We start from the raw sequence: 22778 nt of genomic DNA, 5'->3' as shown, positions 1-22778 counted from the left end.
AATCAGTCCGTATCTGTCAAGTCGCTCTCGCTGACGCCAGAGTTATATCCTTGCTCCATGGCCGTTTTGGTGTGGTGATACCAAGACGTGTCTTTGAGCTCCGGATGAGCCGCCAGATATGCAGACAACGGACTCATCGCCCTCGTCTGAGCGTTCCCGATGAAATCTGTGCGACTCTTTATCTCTTGCCTGTCCAGCTTGTCGTTATAGGCGTCTTCTTGCCGTCTGACTTCCTGGTCGATGGCGACGCTCTCGTGCGTCTCAATAGCACCGCCAATTCCCTCGACCAGTCCGGGAACCACGAAGGAAACTGCCTTTCCGGCACCTTCGAGAGGGAGAGTGGCAAGAGAAACTCCGGAACTGACGGACGTGCTCACCCCGTACTTCTTCCACTCGGCAGCGTCACTCAGGGCGTCGCTGTAGTCGTCACTCTTGTCCTGGTAGTTGTCATTGATCCCGGTCATGCGTGCCTGGTCGAGTGCGCCGCTGACCTTCGTGCCGGTGCCCAGGATGGTCGACAGCGAGTCGTCCGGGTGACCGTGGGCCTTGAGGGCGCCGACGGTGAACTCCTGTTGAGCCGAAGACATGATGTCGTACGAGACCTTGTGCTGCCCCAGCGTGTTGAGGAAGCTCAGGGACGTCTGATGACCGAGGTTCATATGTCCCGGTCCGTGGTGCTCGAACGCCTGGTCGCTGAGGGAGCGGAACCCCGGGTCGTCACCGAAATTGGAGAGGGACCAGTTGAGGTCGTCGATGTAGGCGGCTCCCATGACCCCCAGGCTGTTCCCGACACCTGGTCGATCCTTGATGTAGTGCGGATCCTCTCCGACCTGTTTGACCACCTGCCCCATGATGTTTGCGGTGGTGTCGTCCCGGTGGACGCCGTCCGCCATCTGGTCGTACGGCACGCCCAGCGTCGCAGCCTGGAGCGCGTGGCCCAGTTCGTCGTATCCGAAGCCGCGCTGATCGCCGGCCGTTGTGTTGGCGTTGAACCAGTCCCGGTCCACCATGAGGTACTTCAGATCGGGATCGATCTTGTCTGACCCCTTCGCCCAGTCCTCCGAGTAGAAGAGTTCCTTCGCCGCCTCCGGGTTGTGACCGAGGGATTCCATGTAGCCGGCCATGGGATCCTGGCCGTAGTCGTTTCCGGAATCGAAATTGAGGCAGGGAAATTCGTCACCTGGCGCCCGCCAGAGATCGGCTGGCTTCTCGCCCTTGTGTTCCTTTTCAAACCCGATGAGCCCATGACCGTAGTCGTTGAGGAACTTGTCATCGTAGGATCCGTAGCGCATCAGGCTGCTCATGACCTGGAACCCGTACGGCCCTTCATATCGGCCGGGTCTGCCCATGTCCATGTACTCGACCTGCTTACCGCCGAGCGAGATTATATTTTTCTTCCAGTCATTCATCGCCTGACTGTGCGAGTGCGAGGCGGTCGCGAGAGTAAAGCTCAGCGACTTCTGAATATTGGCCGATTCCTTGGTTTGGGCGTCCCCGTTCTGCCTGCGGTCGGCAATCCTCGTCCACAGCTCGAGTGTGCCCTTTCCGCCAAGGTGGGTGGCGAATTTCTCAGCGAATTCCGGATCACCTTCGTGCCGTGACATGAGGGTGTTGATCCGTTTGAGCATCTCAGGGTCGAGCTGGTCTCCGGAACCGGCGAGAAACAGCTTGCTGCGCTTGCCCGTCAACTTCTCGAGTTCCTTGAGGTCCTTCTCCGCCTGCTCATGACCCTTCTTGGCGGAAGCGATGCTCTTGTACGCGGAAGAGTCAAATCCCTTCTTCCGTCCGTTGTGATCCTGACTCAACGCCCATGAGAGCGTGTCGTCGGCATCCTGCGCTGCTGAAAGATGGCTCTGGATACTCGCCCGATAGGCCTGGATCGTGTCCTGATAGCCCTTGTTCATGAAGCCGACGTTTTCGGTACCCTCAGGGGGGTCAAAATACACGTCCCCGTTCGAATTGATCGAGAGGTACTTGTCCGATTCGACATCGTGCTTCAGTTGGCGCAGCTTCGACTGTGCGCCGGTGAAGATCTCGTGGGCGTCGCTGAGCAGCTTGTACACGTCGTCGGCTTCGTCACCTGCGGCGTCCAACTGCTTCTCGACCACCTTGAGTTTTTCGGTGGCGGCGGTTGCTGCTTCCCCGTCCCAGTCTGCCCCCTGCAGGTCCTTCTCGACGGTGTTCCGATATTTTGTGGCGGCATCTCTGAAATGCTTGGGAGTCTTCTTCCAGCTGTCGACGGCTCCTGACAGTTCAGAGAAGTCTGCTTCGATCAGCGTCTTGAAATCCAGCATGGCGCGGTCTCGGGCCTTCTAGTGAAGTGTCGGTTGTTCGCGGTGGTGTCGGGCCTTCTCTTTTTGCTCCCGCGCCGCGTAGTCCTGTGCGCTCAAACGGAGGGCGCCGGCGACGTCCTTCTCCAGCAGCCCCTGCACGTACGCCATCTGCCCGCGCCATCGAGCGGTGAATGTGGAGAATGCCGATGCCGACTTGAAGCCCTTAAGGCTGCCGCCCACTTGATCGGTGTCCTTCATGGCGGAGTTGTCCGCAGCGGCGAAGTCGTGCCGCACGTGGTCCGCCTTCTGTGCCCGCCCGCTCAGAACGCTGGAGGTGACGACGAGTTTCTTGCCGCCCCCGCTTCCGAAGTCGGCGGGCAGATGATTCAGCTGCATACTGCTGTGCTGGCGAGCCGCGGCATTGGTTCGGGCCTGCCCCCACAACTCATCGAACGATGACATGACTGTCCTCTCGGCTGACACCTACGCTGGTCGAGTACCTGGTGCAGTCTCATGACCGCGGCTCCGGGGCGTGCGGTGCGTCGTCCTGCGACGGTGAGCCGGCTGCGCCGCCCTGAGCTGCACCGGGAACCGGGGCCTGCAGGAGCGGTTGAGGGTGCGGGCGGTATGCCGGCGGTGCGACCGGATCGAAAGCGGCCCGGCGATGGCGTTTGCGGACGGTCAAGACGGTGACGGCGGTACCGAGAAGTGCCGCGGCAGCGACACCCAGACAGGTCCAGAGGATTCCACTCCCACTGCCACTCGTCTCGGTGGCCGCGGCGCGTGGTTCCTCGTTCGTCTTGTCAGCCCCGGTTCCCTGGGGCGGTGTGGATGCCTTGGGCGTGGGGGCCGAGGTTGCCGAGGCTGCCAGATCAGGCAGCGGATATTCGTCTGCGGGACCGGGGTCGCCCGGAGACTTGAGCGCGACTCGGGGCCTGACGCCGCCGTAGCCGACGTAGTCACTCCTCTTCTCGCCCCCGGTCGGTTTGCTGGCCGTGTTCAGCATGACTCGGAGGACCTGGTTGTTGGTCCAGCCGGGGTGATTGGACCAGATGAGAGCCGCCGACGCTGAGGCGATGGCGGTCGCGTCACTCGTGCCCTTCGACTTGCAGATCTCACTACCACCCAGGCAGGCGTGAATCATGTCCACACCCGGTGCCACCAGGTCGACCTGAGGCCCTCTTTGCGAGAAGGAGGCCACCTTGGCGTTCTCGTCAGCGGCTCCGACACCCACGACTCCGGGAGTGGCTGCCGGGTATTCGCGCAAGTTCGATGTGTCGCCGTTGTTGCCGACCCCGGCGAACAGCAGTTTTCCCTTGGAGAGTGCGTACTTCACGGCTGACTCCAACTCAGGAGTCTCCACATTGTGTCTGCCAGGTGCGTCGGAACTACCCAGGGACATGTTGATGATCTGAGCGTGACTGTCTGCCGCGTACCGAATAGCTTGGCTCAAAACACGGGAAAACTCTGCCTTGTTGTCGACCTGGCCGTAGCCCTCGGTGGCGTAGCGCATGCGGATGGGAAGGATCTGCGCTCCCGGGGCGAGGCCGTAGGAGCCGTTCACAGCCCCCCGCGCGCCTGTGGCCGCGATGAGTGCCGCGATGCCGGTGCCGTGATTGGCATGGTCCGTGTGCTCGTCGCCGGACAGTCCGGAGTAGTCCCTGCCCTTCAGTACCTGGCCTTTGAGGTCCGCTAGGTGGTCATCCACTCCTGAGTCGATGACCGCCACCGTAATGCCGCGGCCCGTGCTGGTCTTCCACATTTCCGCCGCATGCATGGCGTCGAGGTGCCACTGGCGCGACTGCACGGAATCCGCGTACGCGGGTGTCGCGCCCACACCCACGAGCAGCAGGCCGAGAACACCTGCCGCTGCAGGCAGGAGCCGTAGCGCCAAGTTGTTGTTACGCATGTGCCTTCCTGGGTGTGGAGTCGCGGAAATCATTCGACGACAGGTGGAACCGCCCGGGGGGTGAGGGACGCCCAGGTCTCTTCGTCCTCGACCAGGTAGTCGGGTCGCAGCCCCTGACCCTCTTCGCGGGACTCACTGGACTGAGAGGACGGCCCGACGGCTCCGGTCCGCCCGGTCGACGAGCGACGCGTCGGGCTGGTGCTCTCGGAAGAGCTCCGGACGAGACCCGAGCCGCCCGGCGTGAACGGGCGCCCACTTGCACGGCTCGGTTGATTCTGACGGCTTCCGATGACTCCACCCGTCTCCGAGGCCAGACGCCGGCCGCCGGACGACCCCCTGGCCGAACCCGGTGTGCCTCCTGCGGGGGCACCCGTCGCGCCGCCACGTGGCATTCCGGTTGTCCCCGTTCGGCCCTGAACGTTCTCGTTGCCAATGACCGTTCCGCGCGGAAGGCTGTTCTGCGGCCGACCGGGGCCGGCCGCTACCGGACGGCCTCCCATGATCCCGGTCTCTCGCGGCATGCCTGGAACTCGGCCCATCGCAGTGCCCTTGGGTGACCCCGCCTGAGGGAGCTGGGAGGGCAAGGGAAGGGGGCGCAGCGGGGACGGAGTTGGTACACGTTGGCCGCTGCTGACTACAGGGGGCAGGTCGGTCTGGCCGGACGGAGGAAGCCCTCGGTGCGGCAGTCCGGGTTCCGGCGCGTTGGGTCCCGCGGGGCTCGGTGAGGCTGGATGGGGCAGCGTACCGGCCCCGTCTATCTCCATGTCGACTGGACGAGACGGGAGGACGTCCCCGCTCGTGACGTCCGGTGCGGGGACGGGACGAGATGTGGCATGGGCAGCGCCTGGCAGGGCGGTTCCGTGATGACCGGACACGCTCGTGTCTGCGTGGGCGCCTGTGGCAGTCCTTGACGGTGTCGCGGACCCGCTCGAACCCGCAGAGATGTGATCCAGGTCCCCGAACCACTCCTTGGAGTCCAAATGGTCAGCCGGAGGAGAAAACGTGGGCGGCGGCACACTGTTCACTTCCTGGGCCGAGAATTCGTACGTCTGCGCCAGCTTCCGCATCTGCTGGATGGCCTCGCCCCGAGCCGCGTCGATGCGCTGCTGGGCCGTCGAGGCGTCGGTTCTGGCCGTCTGGGCCAGTTTCTGGGCCTCGGGGTCATTGTGGGCGCCCGATTCCTTGGCCGCCGCGATGGTGGCGTGGGCGTTGGACAGGTCCTTCTTGGCCTGAGTGGTCTCCGACGTGTCCGGCATGGCCGCCTTCGCCTCGGAGATGGCCTGCGACACCGTCCCCATCCAGTGGGACGCGACTTCGGCGTACTGGCCGAGGCGCAGGGTGGCGCCGGCCGTCTGACCGCCCCAGTCCCGGAACGCGTCGCCCCCCTCGCCCTGCCACTCGAGGCCCTTGACGTGTTTCATGAGGTCGTCGCCGATCTTGGAGATCGTGGACGCGGCCTTGGACAGCTTGGTGGAGAGGTGCGACGCACCGGACGTACTCGCGGATTCGAGCATGGCCGCGAGCTGCTCATGCGTCATCGACTCGAAATCGGTGCGGGCGAGATGCGGCTCGGGCCTCTTCGGATGTCCGCCCATCACCAGTCCCTCGTTCCTTCCGAGCCGGACGTGGTCGGCGCGGTCGGCTGCTGGGCGTACGGGTCCCGGTCAGCGTCGTAGTACCTCTCCGCCTCCGCGTTGATCTCCTTCATCCGTGCCTTGATGCCGTCGTCGAGGTTCTGGTAGCCCACCCGCGATGCGTGCACCGCCAGCCCCATGCCTTCGATCTGTGCACCGAGCGCCTTGGACAGGTTCTCCAACTCGTCGTGGACGAGGGTGTACGAGTCGTAGAGGAACTGTGCCTCCTTGAAATCGGAGGAGCCCAGTTGGGCGCGGGTCAGCCGGTCCTGGCCCACCTTGCCGGGAGCCGCCTCCGACTTGTCCAGCTCGAGGAGCAGTTCGTCGACGCGCTTCTTGAAGCTCTTCATGGCGCTGTGCTGGATGTCCAGCGCCTTCTGAGGGTTCACATCGGACAGAGTGTCGAAGGACTTGCCCGTGTCCGGCGCGCCTCTCCCGCCGCCGCCCCCGCTGGAACTCACCTCGGACGCCTCCCCGTTCCCCGTTTTCCCCGCTGGCTCCGTTCATCGAACGGAGGAATGATTCGATCGATCACTTTAGTGCCGTTGCGGCAGCAACCCCACCTGAATCAGCGACGATCCGCGCTTGCGGGACACGAACACGCCACGTCCCGGTGGCATCGGGCGGCCCCGGACGTTGCCCAGGATGTCGCCTTCGCTCGGATCACCGGACAGGACCACACCTTGGGCCCCCAGCTCCTTCACACGCTGCATGAACGACTCGTACATGGCCCGGGAGGCCCCGGCGGCGCTGCGGGCGATGATGAACTTGACGCCCACGTCGCGAGCGAACGGCAGGTGATCGACGAGCTGCCCGAGCGGGTTGCCGGATCCGGCGGCCACCAGCTCGTAATCGTCGACGATGACGAACAACTGCGGGCCGCTCCACCAGCTGCGGTCACGCAGCTCCTGCGGGGTGATGTCCGGCTTCGGCGTCCGCATCTCCATGAACTGTCGTATCGCGTCCATGTGGACCTGCATCGCCGACGCCATCGGCGCGTACTCGAGGAGGTGCTCCTCCGACACCGTCTCCAGCATGCTGCGCCGGTAGTCGCCGACGACGATGCGGGCCTCGGCCGGCGTGTACCGCTCCGTGATCTGCTTCGCGATGAGCCGCAGCAGGTTCGTCTTGCCCGACTCGCTCTCGCCGAAGACCAGGAAGAACGGATCGCTGTCGAGGTCGACGAAGACCGGTTCCAGGTTGGCCTCGTCGATGCCGATCGCGATGCCGTGCTGCGGGAACTCGAAGCCCTTGGGCAACTGGTCCGCGGGCATCTTGCGGGGGAGGAGGCGGACCCCAGGGGCCGCGGGCCCCTGCCAGTTGGCCTTCACCGCTTGGACGAGCTGTGCCGTCGCATCGGACAGGTCGTCCCCCGAGAACGACGAGTCGATGCGTGGCAGGGCCGCCATGAAGTGAAGCTTCTCCGGGACCTGGCCGCGGCCTGGCACGCCGGCCGGCACGTTCATGGCCACCTTGCGGTCGAACTCCGAGTCCATGACGTCACCCAGGCGAAGCTCCAGGCGGCCCAGAACCTGGTCCTTCAGGGCTGCCCGGACCTCCATGTAGCGCGAAGCCGAGATCACGACGTGAACGCCGTAACCGAGACCGCGGCCCGCGATGTCATTGACGATGCCCTCAAGGCCCTCGTAGTCGGCTTTGAAGTTGCCCCAGCCGTCGATGACCAGGAACACGTCGCCCCAGGCCTCGCCCGGCAACTCGCCGGTCGCGCGGCGCCTGCGATACGTGGAGACGGAGTCGATTCCGTTGGCGCGGAAGAACTGCTCGCGGCGGCTGAGGATGCCCGCGACCTCCGCCACCGTCCGGCGGACACGCTCGGGATCGAGGCGGGATGCCACGCCGCCCACATGGGGCAGGTCGGTCAGCGAACTCAGGCCGCCTCCGCCGAAGTCCAAGCAGTAGAACTGCGTCTCGTGCGGAGTGTGCGTGAGCGCGAACGATGCGACCAGCGTGCGCAGAATCGTCGATTTACCGGACTGCGGGCCACCCACGACCATCATGTGGCCGGCCGCACCGGAGAAGTCCCGGTACAACACCTCGCGCTTCTGCTCGAACGGCTTGTCGATGAGCCCCAGGGGCACGGTCAGGCCACCCGGGCGCGTGTACTCGGCCGACTGCAGGCCACGCTCGGTGGACACGGACAGCGGTGGCAGCAGTTGGTCGAGTGTGGGAGCCCGGTCCAGCGGCGGCAGCCAGACCTGGTGCGCGGGTACGCCCTGGCCCTCCAGACGCTGTACGACGACATCCAGCACCGTGTCGGCCAGGGCGTCGTCCTCCGGGCGACCGGCCGGCGTCTGAGTCCGGGCCGGGTCGGGCGCCAGGTAGGCCACCGGCACGGGGGGCGCCGTGAAGAGCGCGGGCCGGCGCTCCACCGGCAGGCTGCTCTCCGGGGACTCCGGGCCGTCCGGGCGGTACGCCCCCGACACGTACGCGGCCTTGAAACGCACCATCTCGTCCGTACCGAACTTCAGATACCCGGAACCGGGAACGGACGGAAGGTGGTAGGCGTCCGGCACGCCGAGAGCCGCCCGGGACTCGGCCGCCGAGAAGGTCCGCAAACCGATCCGGTACGACAGATAGGTGTCCAGACCCCGCAGACGGCCCTCTTCCAACCGCTGGGACGCCAGCAGCAGATGCACACCCAGGGAGCGGCCGATGCGGCCGATCTGGATGAACATGTCGATGAAATCGGGTTTCGCCGTGAGGAGTTCGCTGAACTCGTCGATCACCAGAACGAGGGAGGCGAGCGGTTCCAGGGGCGCGCCCGCGGCGCGCGCCTTCTCGTAGTCGTGCACGTTCGCGTAGTTGCCGGCGGCGCGAAGCAGCTCCTGACGGCGCTGCAGCTCGCCACGGATCGCATCACCCATCCGGTCGACGAGGGTCAGATCGTCGGCCAGGTTCGTGATCACCGCGGCCACGTGCGGCATGTGCGACATACCGGCGAAGGTCGCGCCGCCCTTGAAGTCGGCGAGGACGAAGTTCAGCGTCTCGGAGGAGTGGGTGACCGCGAGCCCCAGCACCAGGGTGCGCAGCAACTCTGATTTGCCGGAACCGGTCGCGCCCACGCACAGCCCGTGCGGTCCCATACCGTCCTGCGCGGCCTCCTTGAGGTCGAGCATCACGGGCTGGCCGCCCTCGCCCACGCCGATCGGCACGCGGAGGCGCTCCGGTGTGGAACGCGGCCGCCACGTGCGCGTGACATCCACCGAGCCGGCGTCTCCGAGCCCTAGCAGTTCGGTGAAGTCCAGGTTCGCGAGCAGCGGCTCGTCGTCGTCGCCACCCCCTGTACGCAGCGGAGCGAGTTGGCGGGCCAGGGCCTCCGCGGCCGGCACCGTCAGCCCGTCGGGCACGCCCTCGTAGGCGACACCGCCTCCGGAGTCCAGCCACAGCCGCTCCGGCCGTACCACGACCGACAGGTCGCCCCGCGGCTGGTCGAGATCCCCGGAGACCACCTCGACGATCGTCACTCCCTGGAGGCCCTCCGCGGCGGCGAACGCCGAGGTGGGCGGAACGATGCCGCCGTCAAGGACCACCAGGACGTGCGGCTGGTCCAGCAGAGGCTGGCCGTTCCGGCTGAACCGGGGCCGGCCGTCGAGGCGCCCGGCGAGCAACTGCTCCAGCTCGCCCAGATCGTCCCCGAACAGGCGACGCGTACCCGCTCCGTCGAACTGCCCGGTCAGCTGACAGTGCGGCAGCCACTTGGTCCAGTCCCAGCGGGCCACGGCCCTCGGTGCGGCGACCACGGCGACGACCAGGTCGTCGGGGGAGTGCAGAGTCGCTGCCTGGGCGACCAGCGCGCGTGCCGCGGACCGGGCGCACTCCGGGTCGCCGGAGACCGTCACGTGGTAGAAGGCCCGCAACGACAGGGCCACCGGCAGCGCGTCCAACTGGCCGTGCACCGCGAGGAATCGCTGCATCGCGCCGGCGCACAGGGGCTCCAGCTCGTCCACGGGCGCCGTCTGCGGCGCCACCAGGGGAGTGGCCAGCTGCTGTGGCCCCAGGCCGATCCGTACCTGCCCGAAGTCCTCGTCCCCGATACGCCGCTCCCATGCCCGGCTGCCCTCGGCGACCACCGACCACAGCTGCTCCGGGGCGGGGTGCAGATACAACTGCGCGTCTCGCTGGCTCAGTGCGGTCCTGCGAACCGTGCGCCTCGTCTGTGCGAGATAGCGGAGATAGTCACGGCGCACATCGGCCATTTGCCCCTGTGTACCCCGTCGGTAGCGGACGATCTGCGAGACCACCATCGCGGCTGTCGACATGAGCATCACGACGCCCATGATCCGCATGACCGGATGGGCGTTCGGCGACGCGAAGTAGAACACCACGGACGAGCCCATGCCGAGGGTGGGCAGGACCTGCATCAGCATGCCCTCCTGCTGCCCGCGCGGCAGCTCCGGAGGAGCCTCCAATTGCAGTTCGTCCGAGGGCACTTCGGGCGGCAGCGCGCGAGGCGGGCGCTTGATGACGATATGGCTCACCGGAGCACCAATCCCCTTGGGCGGACGATCGGTTGAGCACCGGCACCCCCGTGGCGACGGTCGTCCTCCGCTGGTCGCGATCCTACTTGTCACCGCTGACACCACCTGCCGGTAGGGTGACGCGCGCAGCGTGCGCATCCGCGAACAGGGGGTCAGTGAAGGTGAGTACGACCGCGGCGACGGGGTTCTGCAGAGTCACCGTCGTGGCACCCGACAGCAGGATCGACGTGGCGCTCCCGATGGACATGGGCGTCGCCGACATCTATCCGGAGATCCTCCGGCTGACCGGTCAGACGCAGCCGGTCGGCACCCCCACCGGGTATCACCTGGTGCGCCGCGACGGCCGGGTCCTCGACGGAGCGCGGACCCTCGCCGACGAACGCGTCCTCGACGGCGAGGTGCTCGGCCTGCGGCCCTTCGCCGAGTCCCTCCCGCCCGCCGTCTACGACGACGTGTCGGACGCCGTCGCCTCCGCGGTCGTACGGGACCGGCACCTCTGGAGCGACGATCTGCTGCGCATCGGCGGACTGGCGGGTGGCGCGCTGATGTTGCTGATGTGCGGCTTCGTCCTTTGGTACGCCGATCCCCTCCGCCACGACATGCACGGTCTGCCGGGCATCATCGCCGGGGGTCTCGGTGTGCTGCTGACCGCGTTCGCCGGCGTACGCGTGCGGGTGTACGCCGACCGGGTTGCAGCCGTCGCCGTGGGACTCGGGGCGCTGCCCCTCCTGATGATCGCGGGTTCCGGGCTGGTCGCGCCCCAGGACGGACAGGGACCCGGGAAACTGCAGTTCATGCTGGGGTGCGTTGCCGTACTCGTCGCCTCGGTAGTGCTCGTCGTGCTCACGCCCGGGGGCGATGCCCCCTTCGTGGCCGCCTGCTTCCTCGCGACGGCCGGCACCGTGACCACTTTCGTGGCCATTCTCTCCGAGGCCTCGGCGACCGCCGCCGCGGCGGTGTGCTCCCCGGCCGCCATCGGTCTGACCGCCTTCCTGCCCAGCCTCTCGGCGCGCTTCGCACGGCTGCCCATCGGCTACGCCTCACCGCATTCGGCGAGCCAGGGGGACTTCGATCCCGACCCCACGCAAGGCGCGGACACCGATCCGCTCGACGCGGAGCGTGTCGCGGCGCAAGCCCGGCGTGGGCACGAGATGCTGCTGGGCCTGGTGGCCGGCACGGCGGCCCTGGTGGTCGCCTCCGCCGCGGTCCTCGGCTTCTCGGACACCCTCTGGGGTCAGCTGCTGGCACTCGCCACCGGTCTGGCCATGCTGATCCGCGCACGCCTGTTCCGCTACACGACCCAGGTGGCCTGCGTCCTGGTCGCCGGCCTGGCGGCCGTCGCGCTGCTGCTGCTCGGTCTCGCTCTGAACCCGCCCGCGGACGCCGTCGTGGACATGGTCCTGCACCACGACCGGGGTGCGCTGGACCTGCGCACAGCGTGGCTCACGGCCTCGATCGCCGCGGCCGCCCTGTTGATCACCGCGATCGGGCTGACCGTCCCGCGCAAGGGCCTGTCCCCGTTCTGGGGCCGCTTCCTGGACCTGGCCGAGGGGACGGTACTGCTCGCGCTGGTGCCGCTCTGCCTCGCTACCCTCGGCGTTCTCAGCACCGTCCGTTCCCTGACCGGCTGACCTCCGCGTCGCCGGTCGTTCCCCGGGCGTACCGGGGGCCGGACGGACGCGCCGCTAGTCCCTGGTACTCTGAGTGACGCCCGCATGTGTACGCGTCTCCGGAATCCTCTGGAGGCCGCGCCCAGCGCGGATCCCGCCTTCCGGGTCACGGAAGCTCCCGAGACGCAGACCGGGGGCGCTCGGTGGGCACTCACAGACTATGAGGAGTACGCGTGCCGCTCGACGCCGCTACGAAGAAGCAGATCATCACCGAGTTCGGCCAGAAGGAAGGCGACACCGGCTCCCCCGAGGTCCAGGTCGCCATGCTGTCCCGTCGGATCTCCGACCTGACCGAGCACCTCAAGACCCACAAGCACGACCACCACTCCCGTCGTGGTCTGCTGATCCTGGTCGGTCAGCGCCGCCGGCTGCTGCAGTACCTGGCCAAGAAGGACATCCAGCGCTTCCGTGCGCTGGTCGACCGCCTCGGCATCCGTCGCGGTGCGGCGGGCGCCAAGTAAGACGCCGTGAAGGGGGCGGTTCCCGGTGAAGATCCGGGGACCGCTCCCTTTGCCGTAGGCGGGGCCGTACGCCGAAACGTGCGGAGTGTCACCCACGCTTTGTAGTGTGGTAACGAAACACGCATGACGTAGAACCAGCAAGAGAACGAGGAGAGGCGCACCACGCCGCCGCCGGTCCTCGGTAGTGGCCCCCGGGGGGAAGCGAGCCCCGGGTGCTTCGATCGAAGACCGGCCCGCACCGCACGGCGCGCTTCTCCGCCACCGTCCCCCTGCCACACGGGCAGCCGAGGGACGAAAGACGACTAAGTAACGGAGAAAACGCTAGTGGAGAACGAGACCCACTACGCCGAGGCCGTCATCGACAACGGCGCCTTCGGCACCCGCACCATCCGCTTCGAGACGGGCCGCCTGGCCAAGCAGGCCGCCGGCTCCGCCGTGGCGTACCTGGACGACGACACCATGGTGCTGTCGGCCACCAGCGCCGCCAAGCACCCCAAGGAACAGCTCGACTTCTTCCCCCTGACGGTGGACGTCGAGGAGCGGATGTACGCCGCCGGCAAGATCCCCGGCAGCTTCTTCCGCCGTGAGGGCCGGCCCTCCGAGGACGCCATCCTCACCTGCCGCCTCATCGACCGCCCGCTGCGCCCGTCCTTCAAGAAGGGCCTGCGCAACGAGATCCAGGTCGTCTGCACGGTCATGGCGCTCAACCCCGACCACCTGTACGACGTCGTCGCGATCAACGCCGCGTCCGCGTCCACGCAGCTGGCCGGCCTGCCCTTCTCCGGCCCGATCGGCGGCGTCCGCGTCGCGCTGATCCGCGGCCAGTGGGTCGCGTTCCCGACCCACAGCGAGCTCGAGGACGCCGTCTTCGACATGGTCGTCGCCGGCCGTGTCCTGGAGGACGGCGACGTCGCGATCATGATGGTCGAGGCCGAGGCCACCGACAAGGCCATCAAGCTGGTCGAGGGCGGCTCCGACGCGCCGACCGAGGAGGTCGTCGCCGCCGGTCTGGACGCCGCGAAGCCCTTCATCAAGGTCCTGTGCAAGGCCCAGGCCGACCTCGCCGCCAAGGCCGCCAAGCCGACCGGCGAGTTCCCGATCTTCCTGGACTACCAGGACGACGTCCTGGAGGCGCTCACCGCCGCCGTCCGCCCCGAGCTGGCCCAGGCGCTCACCATCGCCGGCAAGCAGGAGCGCGAGGCCGAGCTGGACCGCGTCAAGGGACTGGCCGCCGAGAAGCTCCTGCCGGAGTTCGAGGGCCGCGAGAAGGAGATCTCCGCCGCGTACCGCTCGCTGACCAAGTCCCTGGTCCGTGAGCGTGTCATCAAGGAGAAGAAGCGCATCGACGGCCGCGGTGTCACCGACATCCGCACGCTGGCCGCCGAGGTCGAGGCCATCCCGCGGGTGCACGGTTCCGCGCTGTTCGAGCGTGGCGAGACCCAGATCCTGGGCGTCACCACCCTCAACATGCTCCGTATGGAGCAGCAGCTGGACACCCTTTCCCCGGTGACCCGCAAGCGCTACATGCACAACTACAACTTCCCGCCGTACTCCGTGGGTGAGACGGGCCGCGTCGGCGCCCCCAAGCGCCGCGAGATCGGCCACGGCGCCCTCGCAGAGCGCGCGCTGGTGCCGGTGCTGCCCACGCGTGAGGAGTTCCCCTACGCGATCCGCCAGGTGTCCGAGGCCCTCGGCTCCAACGGTTCGACGTCCATGGGCTCGGTCTGCGCCTCCACCATGTCGCTGCTGAACGCCGGTGTGCCGCTGAAGGCCCCCGTCGCCGGTATCGCCATGGGCCTGATCTCCCAGGAGATCGAGGGCGAGACGCACTACGTCACCCTCACCGACATCCTCGGTGCGGAGGACGCCTTCGGCGACATGGACTTCAAGGTCGCCGGCACCAAGGAGTTCGTGACCGCCCTCCAGCTCGACACCAAGCTGGACGGCATCCCGGCCTCCGTCCTGGCCGCCGCCCTCAAGCAGGCCCGTGACGCCCGCCTCCACATCCTCGACGTGATGATGGAAGCGATCGACACGCCGGACGAGATGTCCCCGAACGCTCCGCGGATCATCACCGTGAAGATCCCGGTCGACAAGATCGGTGAGGTCATCGGCCCCAAGGGCAAGATGATCAACCAGATCCAGGAGGACACCGGCGCCGACATCACGATCGAGGACGACGGCACCATCTACATCGGCGCGGTCGACGGTCCCTCCGCCGAGGCGGCCCGCACCACGATCAACGGCATCGCCAACCCGACGATGCCCGAGGTCGGCGAGCGCTACCTGGGTACGGTCGTGAAGACGACCACCTTCGGCGCGTTCGTCTCCCTGCTGCCCGGCAAGGACGGTCTGCTGCACATCTCGCAGATCCGCAAGCTCGCCGGCGGCAAGCGCGTGGAGAACGTCGAGGACGTGCTCGGCGTGGGCCAGAAGGTCCAGGTCGAGATCGCCGAGATCGACTCCCGCGGCAAGCTCTCCCTGATCCCCGTGATCGAGGGCGAAGAGGGCGACGAGACGAAGAAGGACGAAGCCGCCAAGTGACGTCCCGTGGCTTCAGGGCGACGGCCCGCACCTCTTCGGAGGCGCGGGCCGTCGCCCGTACCCAAACCCTGATCAAGGGCGAGAACGGCATCGGCACGGTCCGCCGCACGACGCTCCCCGGTGGCCTGCGCATCGTCACGGAGACGCTGCCCTCCGTGCGCTCGGCGACCTTCGGCATCTGGGCCCACGTCGGCTCGCGCGACGAGACCGCGACGCTGAACGGTGCCACGCACTACCTGGAGCACCTGCTCTTCAAGGGCACCGCCAAGCGCAGCGCCCTGGACATCTCCGCCGCCCTCGACGCCGTCGGCGGCGAGATGAACGCGTTCACGGCGAAGGAGTACACGTGCTACTACGCGCGCGTGCTCGACACCGACCTGCCGCTCGCCATCGACGTCGTCTGCGACATGCTCACCGGCTCGCTGATCCGGGAGGAGGACGTCGACGTCGAACGCGGCGCGATCCTCGAAGAGATCGCGATGACCGAGGACGACCCCGGCGACTGCGTGCACGACCTGTTCGCGCACACCATGTTCGGTGACAACGCCCTCGGCCGCCCGGTCCTCGGCACGGTCGACACCGTCAACGCCCTCACCGCCGACCGCATCCGCCGCTTCTACAGGAAGCACTACGACCCCACCCACCTCGTGGTCGCCTGCGCCGGCAACATCGACCACGCCAAGGTCGTACGACAGGTGCGCGCGGCCTTCGAGAAGGCGGACGCCTTCCGCGGCGCCGACGCGAGCCCCCTCGGCCCGCGCGAGGGCAGCCGTACGATCCGCACGGCCGGCAAGGTCGAGCTGCTCGGCCGCAAGACCGAGCAGGCGCACGTCGTCCTCGGGATGCCCGGCATCGCCCGCACCGACGAGCGCCGCTGGGCGATGGGCGTCCTCAACACCGCCCTCGGCGGCGGCATGTCCTCCCGCCTCTTCCAGGAGGTCCGGGAGAAGCGCGGTCTCGCCTACAGCGTGTACTCGTACACCTCCGGCTTCGCCGACTGCGGACTGTTCGGCGTGTACGCCGGCTGCCGCCCCAGCCAGGTGCACGACGTGCTGCGGATCTGCCGGGACGAACTCGCGCACGTCGCGGAGAACGGTCTGACCGATGAGGAGATGAGCCGCGCCGTCGGCCAGCTCCGGGGCTCCACCGTCCTGGGTCTGGAGGACACCGGCGCGCTGATGAACCGCATCGGCAAGAGCGAGCTGTGCTGGGGCGAGCAGATGTCCGTCGACGACATGCTGACCCGGATCGCGGCGGTCACCCCGGACGAGGTCCGCTCGGTCGCCCGCGACATCCTGGGACAGCGGCCCTCGCTGTCGGTCATCGGCCCGCTGAAGGACAAGCAGGCCGCACGGCTCGGCGACGCCGTCGCCTGAACCCCCTCCGGTAAGGAAGCAGGAACATGAGCAAGCTGCGCGTGGCGGTCCTCGGTGCCGGGGGCCGGATCGGATCCGAGGCCGTCAAGGCCGTCGAGGCCGCCGAGGACATGGAGCTGGTCGCCGCCCTCGGCCGGGGCGACAAGCTGGAGACCCTGGCGGAGACCGGCGCCCAGGTCGCCGTCGAGCTGACCACCCCCGCCTCCGTCATGGGCAACCTCGACTTCTGCGTGCGCCACGGCATCCACGCGGTCGTCGGCACGACGGGCTGGACCGATGACCGCCTCGCGCAGCTCGGGGGCTGGCTCGCCCAGTCCCCGGAGACCGGTGTGCTCATCGCACCGAACTTCTCCATCGGTGCCGTCCTGACCATGAAGTTCGCCCAGATCGCCGCGCCGTACTTCGAGTCCGTCGAGGTCGTCGAACTGCACCACCCCAACAAGGTCGACGCCCCCTCCGGCACCGCCACGCGCACCGCCCAGCTCATCGCCGAGGCCCGCCGCGCCGCGGGGACGGCTCCGGCGCCGGACGCCACCGTCACGGCCCTGGACGGCGCCCGTGGCGCCGACGTCGACGGCGTCCCCGTGCACGCCGTACGGCTGCGCGGCCTGCTGGCCCACCAGGAGGTGCTGCTCGGCGCCGAGGGCGAGACCCTCACCGTGCGGCACGACTCCCTGCACCACAGCAGCTTCATGCCGGGCATCCTGCTCGGCGCGCGCCGCGTGGTGTCCACCCCGGGCCTCACCTTCGGCCTGGAACACTTCCTGGACCTGGGCTGACCGGTACCCGAACATGCGCGCGAAGATCACCTACCTCGTCACGGCCGCCGTCCTCGTCTTCTACTTCGTCCTGGTCGGCAGCCGCGGCGTCATGCTCATCCAGTCCGGCACGCTGGTCACCGTCACCTTCGGGGTCGCGGTACTGATCCTGCCGGTCATCGGCCTGTGGTTCCTGTGGAAGAACACCCAGTTCGTCCGCCGGGCCAACCAGCTCGCCGCCGAACTCGACGCCGAGGGCGGACTGCCGGTCGATGAACTCAAGCGGCTGCCCAGCGGCCGTATCGACCGCGATTCGGCCGACGAGGTCTTCGCCAGGCGCAAGGCCGAGACGGAGGCCGCGCCCGACGACTGGCGCAGCTGGTTCCGGCTCGCCGTCGCCTACCACGACGCCCGCGACACACCTCGCGCCCGCAGGGCGATGCAGCGCGCCATCGCCCTGCACGACGGCAGGGCCGTACCGGCCTGACCCCGGCCGCGCCCGGCCGGGAACGCGGCGGCGGCGTGACGAGGGTCAGCCGCGCCGGTGTTCCGCCGCCCACGCCTCCACCGTGTCCGCCGCCCGGTCGAACGCCGTGAACCGGCCCAGGAAGTCGAGGTCGTGCGTCGTCAGCAGCGGCGGCGTGTCCTCGGCCGGCCGGTCCTTGCGCACGAGCGTCAGCGCCTGACCCTGCACCGTGCGCGGCAGCCCCAGCCAGCGCACCGGCTGCTGAGCGGTCCGCACCGAGACGACCCGCGGCCACGGGACCGTACGCGTCACCAGCAGGCCGACACGACGCAGGCCCCGCGCGCTCACCCACACGCCCATGCGCAGCAGCCGCAGCGCGCCGGCGATGACCAGCAGGGCCACCGCCAGGACGATGCCGGCGGACGTCATCGAACCAGTCAGGACGATGAGGACGGCCGCGAACAGCACGAACGAGGCGAGCAGCAGACCCAGCGCGGCGACCGCCACCCGCCACGGGCCGGGCCGGTAGGGACGGCGCCAGCGGTCACGGTCGGCGTACGGCAGCGCGCTCTCGGCCGCCGTCTCGAAGGAGCGGTCGGCCGTCAGGAAGGGCAGGGGCACGGCTGGTCCTCACTCGATCCACGCTCTGGGCTGTGCCCGGTGAGGCTATCCGTCCGCTTCCCCGCTCACCAGCCTTGGACGGCCGGAAGGGTCAGCGCCCCGTGCCGACGCCCCGGTCAGCGCCCCTGCGCATGCCCTTGGGACGCCTGGGATTGCTGCGCCGGCGTACTGGACGGCGTCGACAGCGCGGGCATGCCGAGGACCAAGGAGCCCACCAGCCCGGCGACGATCGTCAGACCCAGCAGCCAGCGCCCGGCTATCTGCCCGGCGGACGCCCGCGCGCGCGGCGGGGGAGTGACATTGCTGCTGAACCTGTCGGCCTCGGCGACGAAGGCGAAGGGTACGGGCTCGCGCCGGGTGAACATCTCGGGTGCGTCTCCTCTCGGGGGTCGAACGACCGACCCTCACCGGTACAGACGATCGAGTGACACAAAAGGTGCCCATGTCCGAAAAAATCCGCGGCAAGGACACGGTTCGGGCGTTGTCAGGGGTGCCCCGTACAGTGGGCGCGAACCTTGAGAAGTGATGGGAAGGACCCCCCACCGTGACCGGCATCCCGGACGACGAGTTCAAGATCGACCTGCGCAGCGATGTCACCGTTGAGCTGGTCAAACACAGCGCGGCCGACGCCGACGTGCTCTTCGCGGCCCGTGTGTCGACCGTCGGGGAGCAGTCCCTGGACGAGCTGGGCAAGGACCCCGAGCGCTCCAAGGGCCTGATCAACTACCTGATGCGGGACCGGCACGGCAGCCCCTTCGAGCACAACTCGATGACCTTCTTCGTCAGCGCCCCGATCTTCGTCTTCCGCGAGTTCATGCGGCACCGCGTCGGCTGGTCGTACAACGAGGAGTCCGGCCGCTACCGGGAGCTGCAGCCGGTCTTCTACGTCCCCGACACCTCCCGCAAGCTCGTCCAGCAGGGCCGCCCCGGCAAGTACGTCTTCGTCGAGGGCACCGAGGAGCAGCACGATCTGGTGAACCGCTCCATGGAGGAGTCGTACCGCCAGGCGTACCGGACGTACCAGGCGATGCTCGCGCAGGGCGTGGCCCGCGAGGTCGCCCGCTCGGTCCTCCCGGTCGGCCTCTACTCGTCGATGTACGCCACGTGCAACGCCCGCTCCCTGATGCACTTCCTCGGCCTGCGTACGCAGCACGAGCTGGCCAAGGTGCCCTCCTTCCCGCAGCGGGAGATCGAGATGGTGGGCGAGAAGATGGAGGCGGAGTGGGCGAAGCTCATGCCGCTCACCTACGCCGCCTTCAACGCGAACGGACGTGTGGCGCCGTAGCGAAGCCCCGTTCCCCCACGCGGAACGCATGTACGGGTCAGCCCCACGAAGTGTCCGTATTGCGGCATTTAGAGAAGTTCATCTAGCCTGATCAAACGGACCCGGCACTGCTTGAACCCCCGAGCAGGCAGTGCCGGGCTCCGCATTTGTCAGGACTTACCCGATACCCCGAGGGCAGACCTCGCGGGGAGCACCGAGTAGCGTGTTACCCATGGCTCCGACCTCGACTCCGCAGACCCCCTTCGGGCGGGTCCTCACCGCCATGGTCACGCCCTTCACGGCGGACGGCGCACTCGACCTCGACGGCGCGCAGCGGCTCGCCGCCCACCTGGTGGACGCAGGCAACGACGGCCTGATCATCAACGGCACCACCGGTGAGTCGCCCACCACCAGCGACGCGGAGAAAACGGACCTGGTACGAGCCGTGGTGGAGGCGGTCGGCGACCGAGCCCACGTCGTGGCCGGGGTCGGCACCAACGACACCCACCACAGCATCGAGCTGGCCCGCCAGGCGGAGCAGGTGGGCGCGCACGGCCTCCTGGTCGTCACGCCGTACTACAACAAGCCCCCGCAGGAGGGCCTGTACCGGCACTTCACGGCCGTCGCCGACGCCACCGGGCTGCCGGTCATGCTCTACGACATCCCGGGCCGCAGCGGCGTCCCCATCAACACGGAGACGCTGGTCCGGCTGGCCGAGCACCCCCGGATCGTCGCCAACAAGGACGCCAAGGGCGACCTCGGGCGGGCGAGCTGGGCCATCGCCCGGTCCGGCCTCGCCTGGTACTCCGGCGACGACATGCTGAACCTGCCCCTGCTCTCCGTGGGAGCGGTCGGCTTCGTCTCCGTCGTCGGCCACCTGGTCACCCCGGACCTGCGCGCCCTCGTCGACGCGTACACCTCCGGGGACGTCCAGAAGGCCACGGAGATCCACCAGAAGCTCCTCCCGGTCTACACCGGTATGTTCCGCACCCAGGGCGTCATGACCACCAAGGCCGCGCTCGCCCTCCAGGGCATGCCCGCCGGACCCCTGCGCGCACCCATGGTCGAGTGCTCGCCCGAGGAGATCGCCCAACTCAAGATCGATCTTGCCGCCGGCGGGGTACAGCTCTGACAACAGACTTGGCACCACCCGAGCTTCACAGCGCTTCACAACTGAAGAACAACCGCATATCGGCGGGCCACCGGTGCCCGCACCCCCACAACGACAACTGCTTCTGCACGAACGTCACGCGCGCCACGTGCCCCACCGGTACGTGGCGCGTGTGGTGAGGAGAGTCTTTTGAGTCATCCACATCCTGAACTCGGTCCGCCCCCGCCGCTGCCCGAGGGCGGCCTGAGGGTCACCCCGCTCGGCGGTCTCGGCGAGATCGGCCGCAACATGACGGTCTTCGAGTACGGCGGCCGCCTGCTCATCGTCGACTGCGGGGTGCTCTTCCCCGAGGAGGAGCAGCCCGGGATCGACCTGATCCTGCCGGACTTCACGTCCATCCGGGACCGCCTCGACGACATCGAGGGCATCGTCCTCACGCACGGTCACGAGGACCACATCGGCGGCGTCCCCTTCCTGCTCCGCGAGAAGCCGGACATCCCGCTGATCGGCTCCAAGCTGACGCTGGCCCTCATCGAGGCCAAGCTCCAGGAGCACCGCATCCGCCCCTACACCCTGGAGGTGGCGGAGGGCAGACGCGAGCGCATCGGCCCCTTCGACTGCGAGTTCGTCGCCGTCAACCACTCCATCCCGGACGCCCTGGCCGTCGCCATCCGCACCCCCGCGGGCATGGCGGTGCACACCGGCGACTTCAAGATGGACCAGCTCCCGCTGGACAACCGCCTGACGGATCTCCACGCCTTCGCACGCCTGAGCGAAGAGGGCATCGACCTGCTCCTCGCGGACTCCACCAACGCGGAGGTACCGGGCTTCGTCCCGCCCGAGCGGGACATCTCCGGGGTCCTGCGCCAGGTCTTCGCCGGCGCCCGCAAGCGGATCATCGTGGCGAGCTTCGCGAGCCACGTCCACCGCATCCAGCAGATCCTGGACGCGGCCCACGAGTACGGCCGCCGGGTCGCCTTCGTCGGCCGCTCCATGGTCCGGAACATGGGCATCGCCCGGGACCTCGGCTATCTGAAGGTGCCGCCGGGCCTGGTCGTCGACGTCCGCACGCTCGACGACCTGCCCGACCACGAAGTGGTCCTGGTCTGCACGGGCTCCCAGGGCGAGCCGATGGCCGCGCTGTCCCGCATGGCCAATCGTGACCACCAGATCCGGATCGTCGACGGCGACACGGTCATCCTGGCCTCGTCCCTCATCCCGGGGAACGAGAACGCGGTCTACCGCGTGATCAACGGCCTGACCCGCTGGGGCGCCAACGTCGTCCACAAGGGCAACGCCAAGGTGCACGTCTCCGGCCACGCGTCCGCGGGCGAACTGCTGTACTTCTACAACATCTGCCGCCCGCGCAACCTGATGCCGGTCCACGGCGAATGGCGCCACCTGCGCGCCAACGCCGAGCTGGGCGCGCTGACCGGGGTCCCTCACGACCGGATCGTCATCGCCGAGGACGGGGTCGTCGTCGACCTGGTCGAGGGCAAGGCCAAGATCTCCGGCAAGGTCCAGGCGGGCTACGTCTACGTCGACGGGCTCTCCGTCGGCGATGTGGGCGAGCCGGCGCTGAAGGACCGCAAGATCCTCGGCGACGAGGGCATCATCTCGGTGTTCGTGGTCATGGACGCCTCCACCGGCAAGATCACGGGTGGCCCGCACGTCCAGGCCCGCGGCTCCGGCATCGACGACTCCGCCTTCGTGGACGTCACTCCGAAGATCACCCAGGTACTGGAACGCTCGGCCCAGGACGGCGTCGTCGAGCCCCACCAGCTGCAGCAGCTCATCCGCCGCACGCTGGGCAAGTGGGTCTCCGACACGTACCGTCGCCGGCCGATGATCCTGCCGGTCGTGGTGGAGGTCTGACACTCCGTCGGCCGTCTCGTCCGCGCGAACTGGGAGCGGGGCGCCTCGATTTGCATCGGGGCGCCCCGCTCCAGTACGTTTACGTCTCCGCCCGATCGGGAACCCCAGAGCTTCATGCGCTGGACGCCGGTGCCCTGGACCGGGTGGAAAATCCGACTCAGAACTTCTGATAAAGTCGGAACCGCCGGAAAGGAAACCGCGAGAGCGGAAACCTGGAAAGCACCGAGGAAATCGGATCGGAAAAAGATCTGATAGAGTCGGAAACGCAAGACCGAAGGGAAGCGCCCGGAGGAAAGCCCGAGAGGGTGAGTACAAAG

At 68.0% G+C, this 22778-nt stretch carries 17 protein-coding genes; 10 read left to right on the top strand and 7 right to left on the bottom strand.

Going from position 1 to position 22778, the window contains the following annotated elements; genetic code table 11:
- Positions 1-2 precede the first annotated feature (2 nt).
- Genes ABZ854_RS31095 through mycP form a run of 3 tightly spaced genes read right to left on the bottom strand, consistent with a single transcriptional unit; the run spans position 3 to position 4182 of the window.
- Positions 3-2294, bottom strand: coding sequence for a hypothetical protein (locus tag ABZ854_RS31095; protein WP_361217485.1), 2292 nt, complete (start codon positions 2292-2294; stop codon positions 3-5).
- 18 nt (positions 2295-2312) lie between these two features.
- Positions 2313-2735 carry a hypothetical protein gene (locus ABZ854_RS31090; protein WP_361217482.1) on the bottom strand — a complete coding sequence of 141 codons (423 nt, stop codon included), beginning with the start codon at positions 2733-2735 and terminating at the stop codon, positions 2313-2315.
- A 49-nt stretch (positions 2736-2784) separates the two neighbouring features.
- Positions 2785-4182: a type VII secretion-associated serine protease mycosin gene (gene mycP / locus ABZ854_RS31085; protein WP_361217479.1), complete on the bottom strand. Its 1398-nt coding sequence runs from the start codon at positions 4180-4182 to the stop codon at positions 2785-2787.
- Positions 4183-5415: 1233 nt separating this feature from the next.
- On the opposite strand from mycP, the gene ABZ854_RS31080 reads away from it, so the two are divergent.
- A complete protein-coding gene (locus tag ABZ854_RS31080) occupies positions 5416-5538 on the top strand; it encodes a hypothetical protein (RefSeq protein ID WP_361217477.1) in 123 nt (40 codons plus the stop codon).
- A 238-nt stretch (positions 5539-5776) separates the two neighbouring features.
- Here the strand turns inward: ABZ854_RS31080 and ABZ854_RS31075 are convergent, their stop codons facing one another.
- Both ABZ854_RS31075 and eccCa read right to left on the bottom strand, forming a co-directional pair.
- Positions 5777-6205 (bottom strand): hypothetical protein, encoded by a 429-nt coding sequence (locus ABZ854_RS31075; protein ID WP_361217475.1) that lies wholly within the window; start codon positions 6203-6205, stop codon positions 5777-5779.
- A 147-nt stretch (positions 6206-6352) separates the two neighbouring features.
- Positions 6353-10315, bottom strand: a complete 3963-nt coding sequence (gene eccCa, locus ABZ854_RS31070) for a type VII secretion protein EccCa (protein ID WP_361217472.1) — start codon at positions 10313-10315, stop codon at positions 6353-6355.
- 161 nt (positions 10316-10476) lie between these two features.
- Between eccCa and eccD the strand changes: the two genes are divergently transcribed.
- The 6 genes from eccD (at position 10477) to ABZ854_RS31040 (ending at position 17611) form a co-directional block, all read left to right on the top strand.
- Positions 10477-11946, top strand: coding sequence for a type VII secretion integral membrane protein EccD (gene eccD, locus ABZ854_RS31065; protein ID WP_361217469.1), 1470 nt, complete (start codon positions 10477-10479; stop codon positions 11944-11946).
- A 212-nt stretch (positions 11947-12158) separates the two neighbouring features.
- Entirely contained in the window at positions 12159-12446 is a 288-nt protein-coding gene (gene rpsO, locus ABZ854_RS31060; protein WP_003993372.1) for a 30S ribosomal protein S15, read from the top strand.
- A gap of 324 nt (positions 12447-12770) precedes the next feature.
- Entirely contained in the window at positions 12771-14990 is a 2220-nt protein-coding gene (locus ABZ854_RS31055) for a polyribonucleotide nucleotidyltransferase (RefSeq protein WP_361217467.1), read from the top strand.
- Positions 14987-16366 carry a pitrilysin family protein gene (locus ABZ854_RS31050; protein WP_361217464.1) on the top strand — a complete coding sequence of 460 codons (1380 nt, stop codon included), beginning with the start codon at positions 14987-14989 and terminating at the stop codon, positions 16364-16366. Before ABZ854_RS31055 ends, ABZ854_RS31050 begins: the two co-directional genes overlap by 4 nt.
- Positions 16367-16392: 26 nt before the next feature.
- Positions 16393-17145, top strand: a complete 753-nt coding sequence (gene dapB / locus ABZ854_RS31045; protein ID WP_361217461.1) for a 4-hydroxy-tetrahydrodipicolinate reductase — start codon at positions 16393-16395, stop codon at positions 17143-17145.
- Positions 17146-17158: 13 nt separating this feature from the next.
- Positions 17159-17611 (top strand): hypothetical protein, encoded by a 453-nt coding sequence (locus ABZ854_RS31040; RefSeq protein WP_361217458.1) that lies wholly within the window; start codon positions 17159-17161, stop codon positions 17609-17611.
- Between the two features lie 45 nt (positions 17612-17656).
- Here the strand turns inward: ABZ854_RS31040 and ABZ854_RS31035 are convergent, their stop codons facing one another.
- Both ABZ854_RS31035 and ABZ854_RS31030 read right to left on the bottom strand, forming a co-directional pair.
- Positions 17657-18211 (bottom strand): hypothetical protein, encoded by a 555-nt coding sequence (locus tag ABZ854_RS31035; RefSeq protein WP_361217455.1) that lies wholly within the window; start codon positions 18209-18211, stop codon positions 17657-17659.
- A 116-nt stretch (positions 18212-18327) separates the two neighbouring features.
- The gene (locus ABZ854_RS31030) at positions 18328-18576 is read right to left on the bottom strand and encodes a hypothetical protein (RefSeq protein ID WP_361217453.1); all 249 of its coding nucleotides are present in this window, start codon (positions 18574-18576) and stop codon (positions 18328-18330) included.
- Positions 18577-18755: 179 nt separating this feature from the next.
- Between ABZ854_RS31030 and thyX the strand changes: the two genes are divergently transcribed.
- From thyX to ABZ854_RS31015, 3 genes are all read left to right on the top strand, one after another.
- On the top strand, positions 18756-19496 hold the full coding sequence (thyX, locus tag ABZ854_RS31025; protein ID WP_361217450.1) for an FAD-dependent thymidylate synthase: 741 nt from the start codon (positions 18756-18758) through the stop codon (positions 19494-19496).
- Between the two features lie 211 nt (positions 19497-19707).
- Positions 19708-20607 carry a 4-hydroxy-tetrahydrodipicolinate synthase gene (gene dapA, locus ABZ854_RS31020; RefSeq protein ID WP_361217447.1) on the top strand — a complete coding sequence of 300 codons (900 nt, stop codon included), beginning with the start codon at positions 19708-19710 and terminating at the stop codon, positions 20605-20607.
- A 168-nt stretch (positions 20608-20775) separates the two neighbouring features.
- A complete protein-coding gene (locus ABZ854_RS31015) occupies positions 20776-22461 on the top strand; it encodes a ribonuclease J (RefSeq protein WP_361217445.1) in 1686 nt (561 codons plus the stop codon).
- The last annotated feature ends 317 nt before the right edge of the window (positions 22462-22778 follow it).

It is taken from the genome of Streptomyces sp. NPDC047028 (assembly GCF_040644095.1).
In the GTDB taxonomy this organism is placed as follows: Bacteria; Actinomycetota; Actinomycetes; order Streptomycetales; family Streptomycetaceae; genus Streptomyces.
Note: the sequence above shows the minus strand (reverse complement) of the source record. Positions and strands in the feature narration are given on the sequence as shown.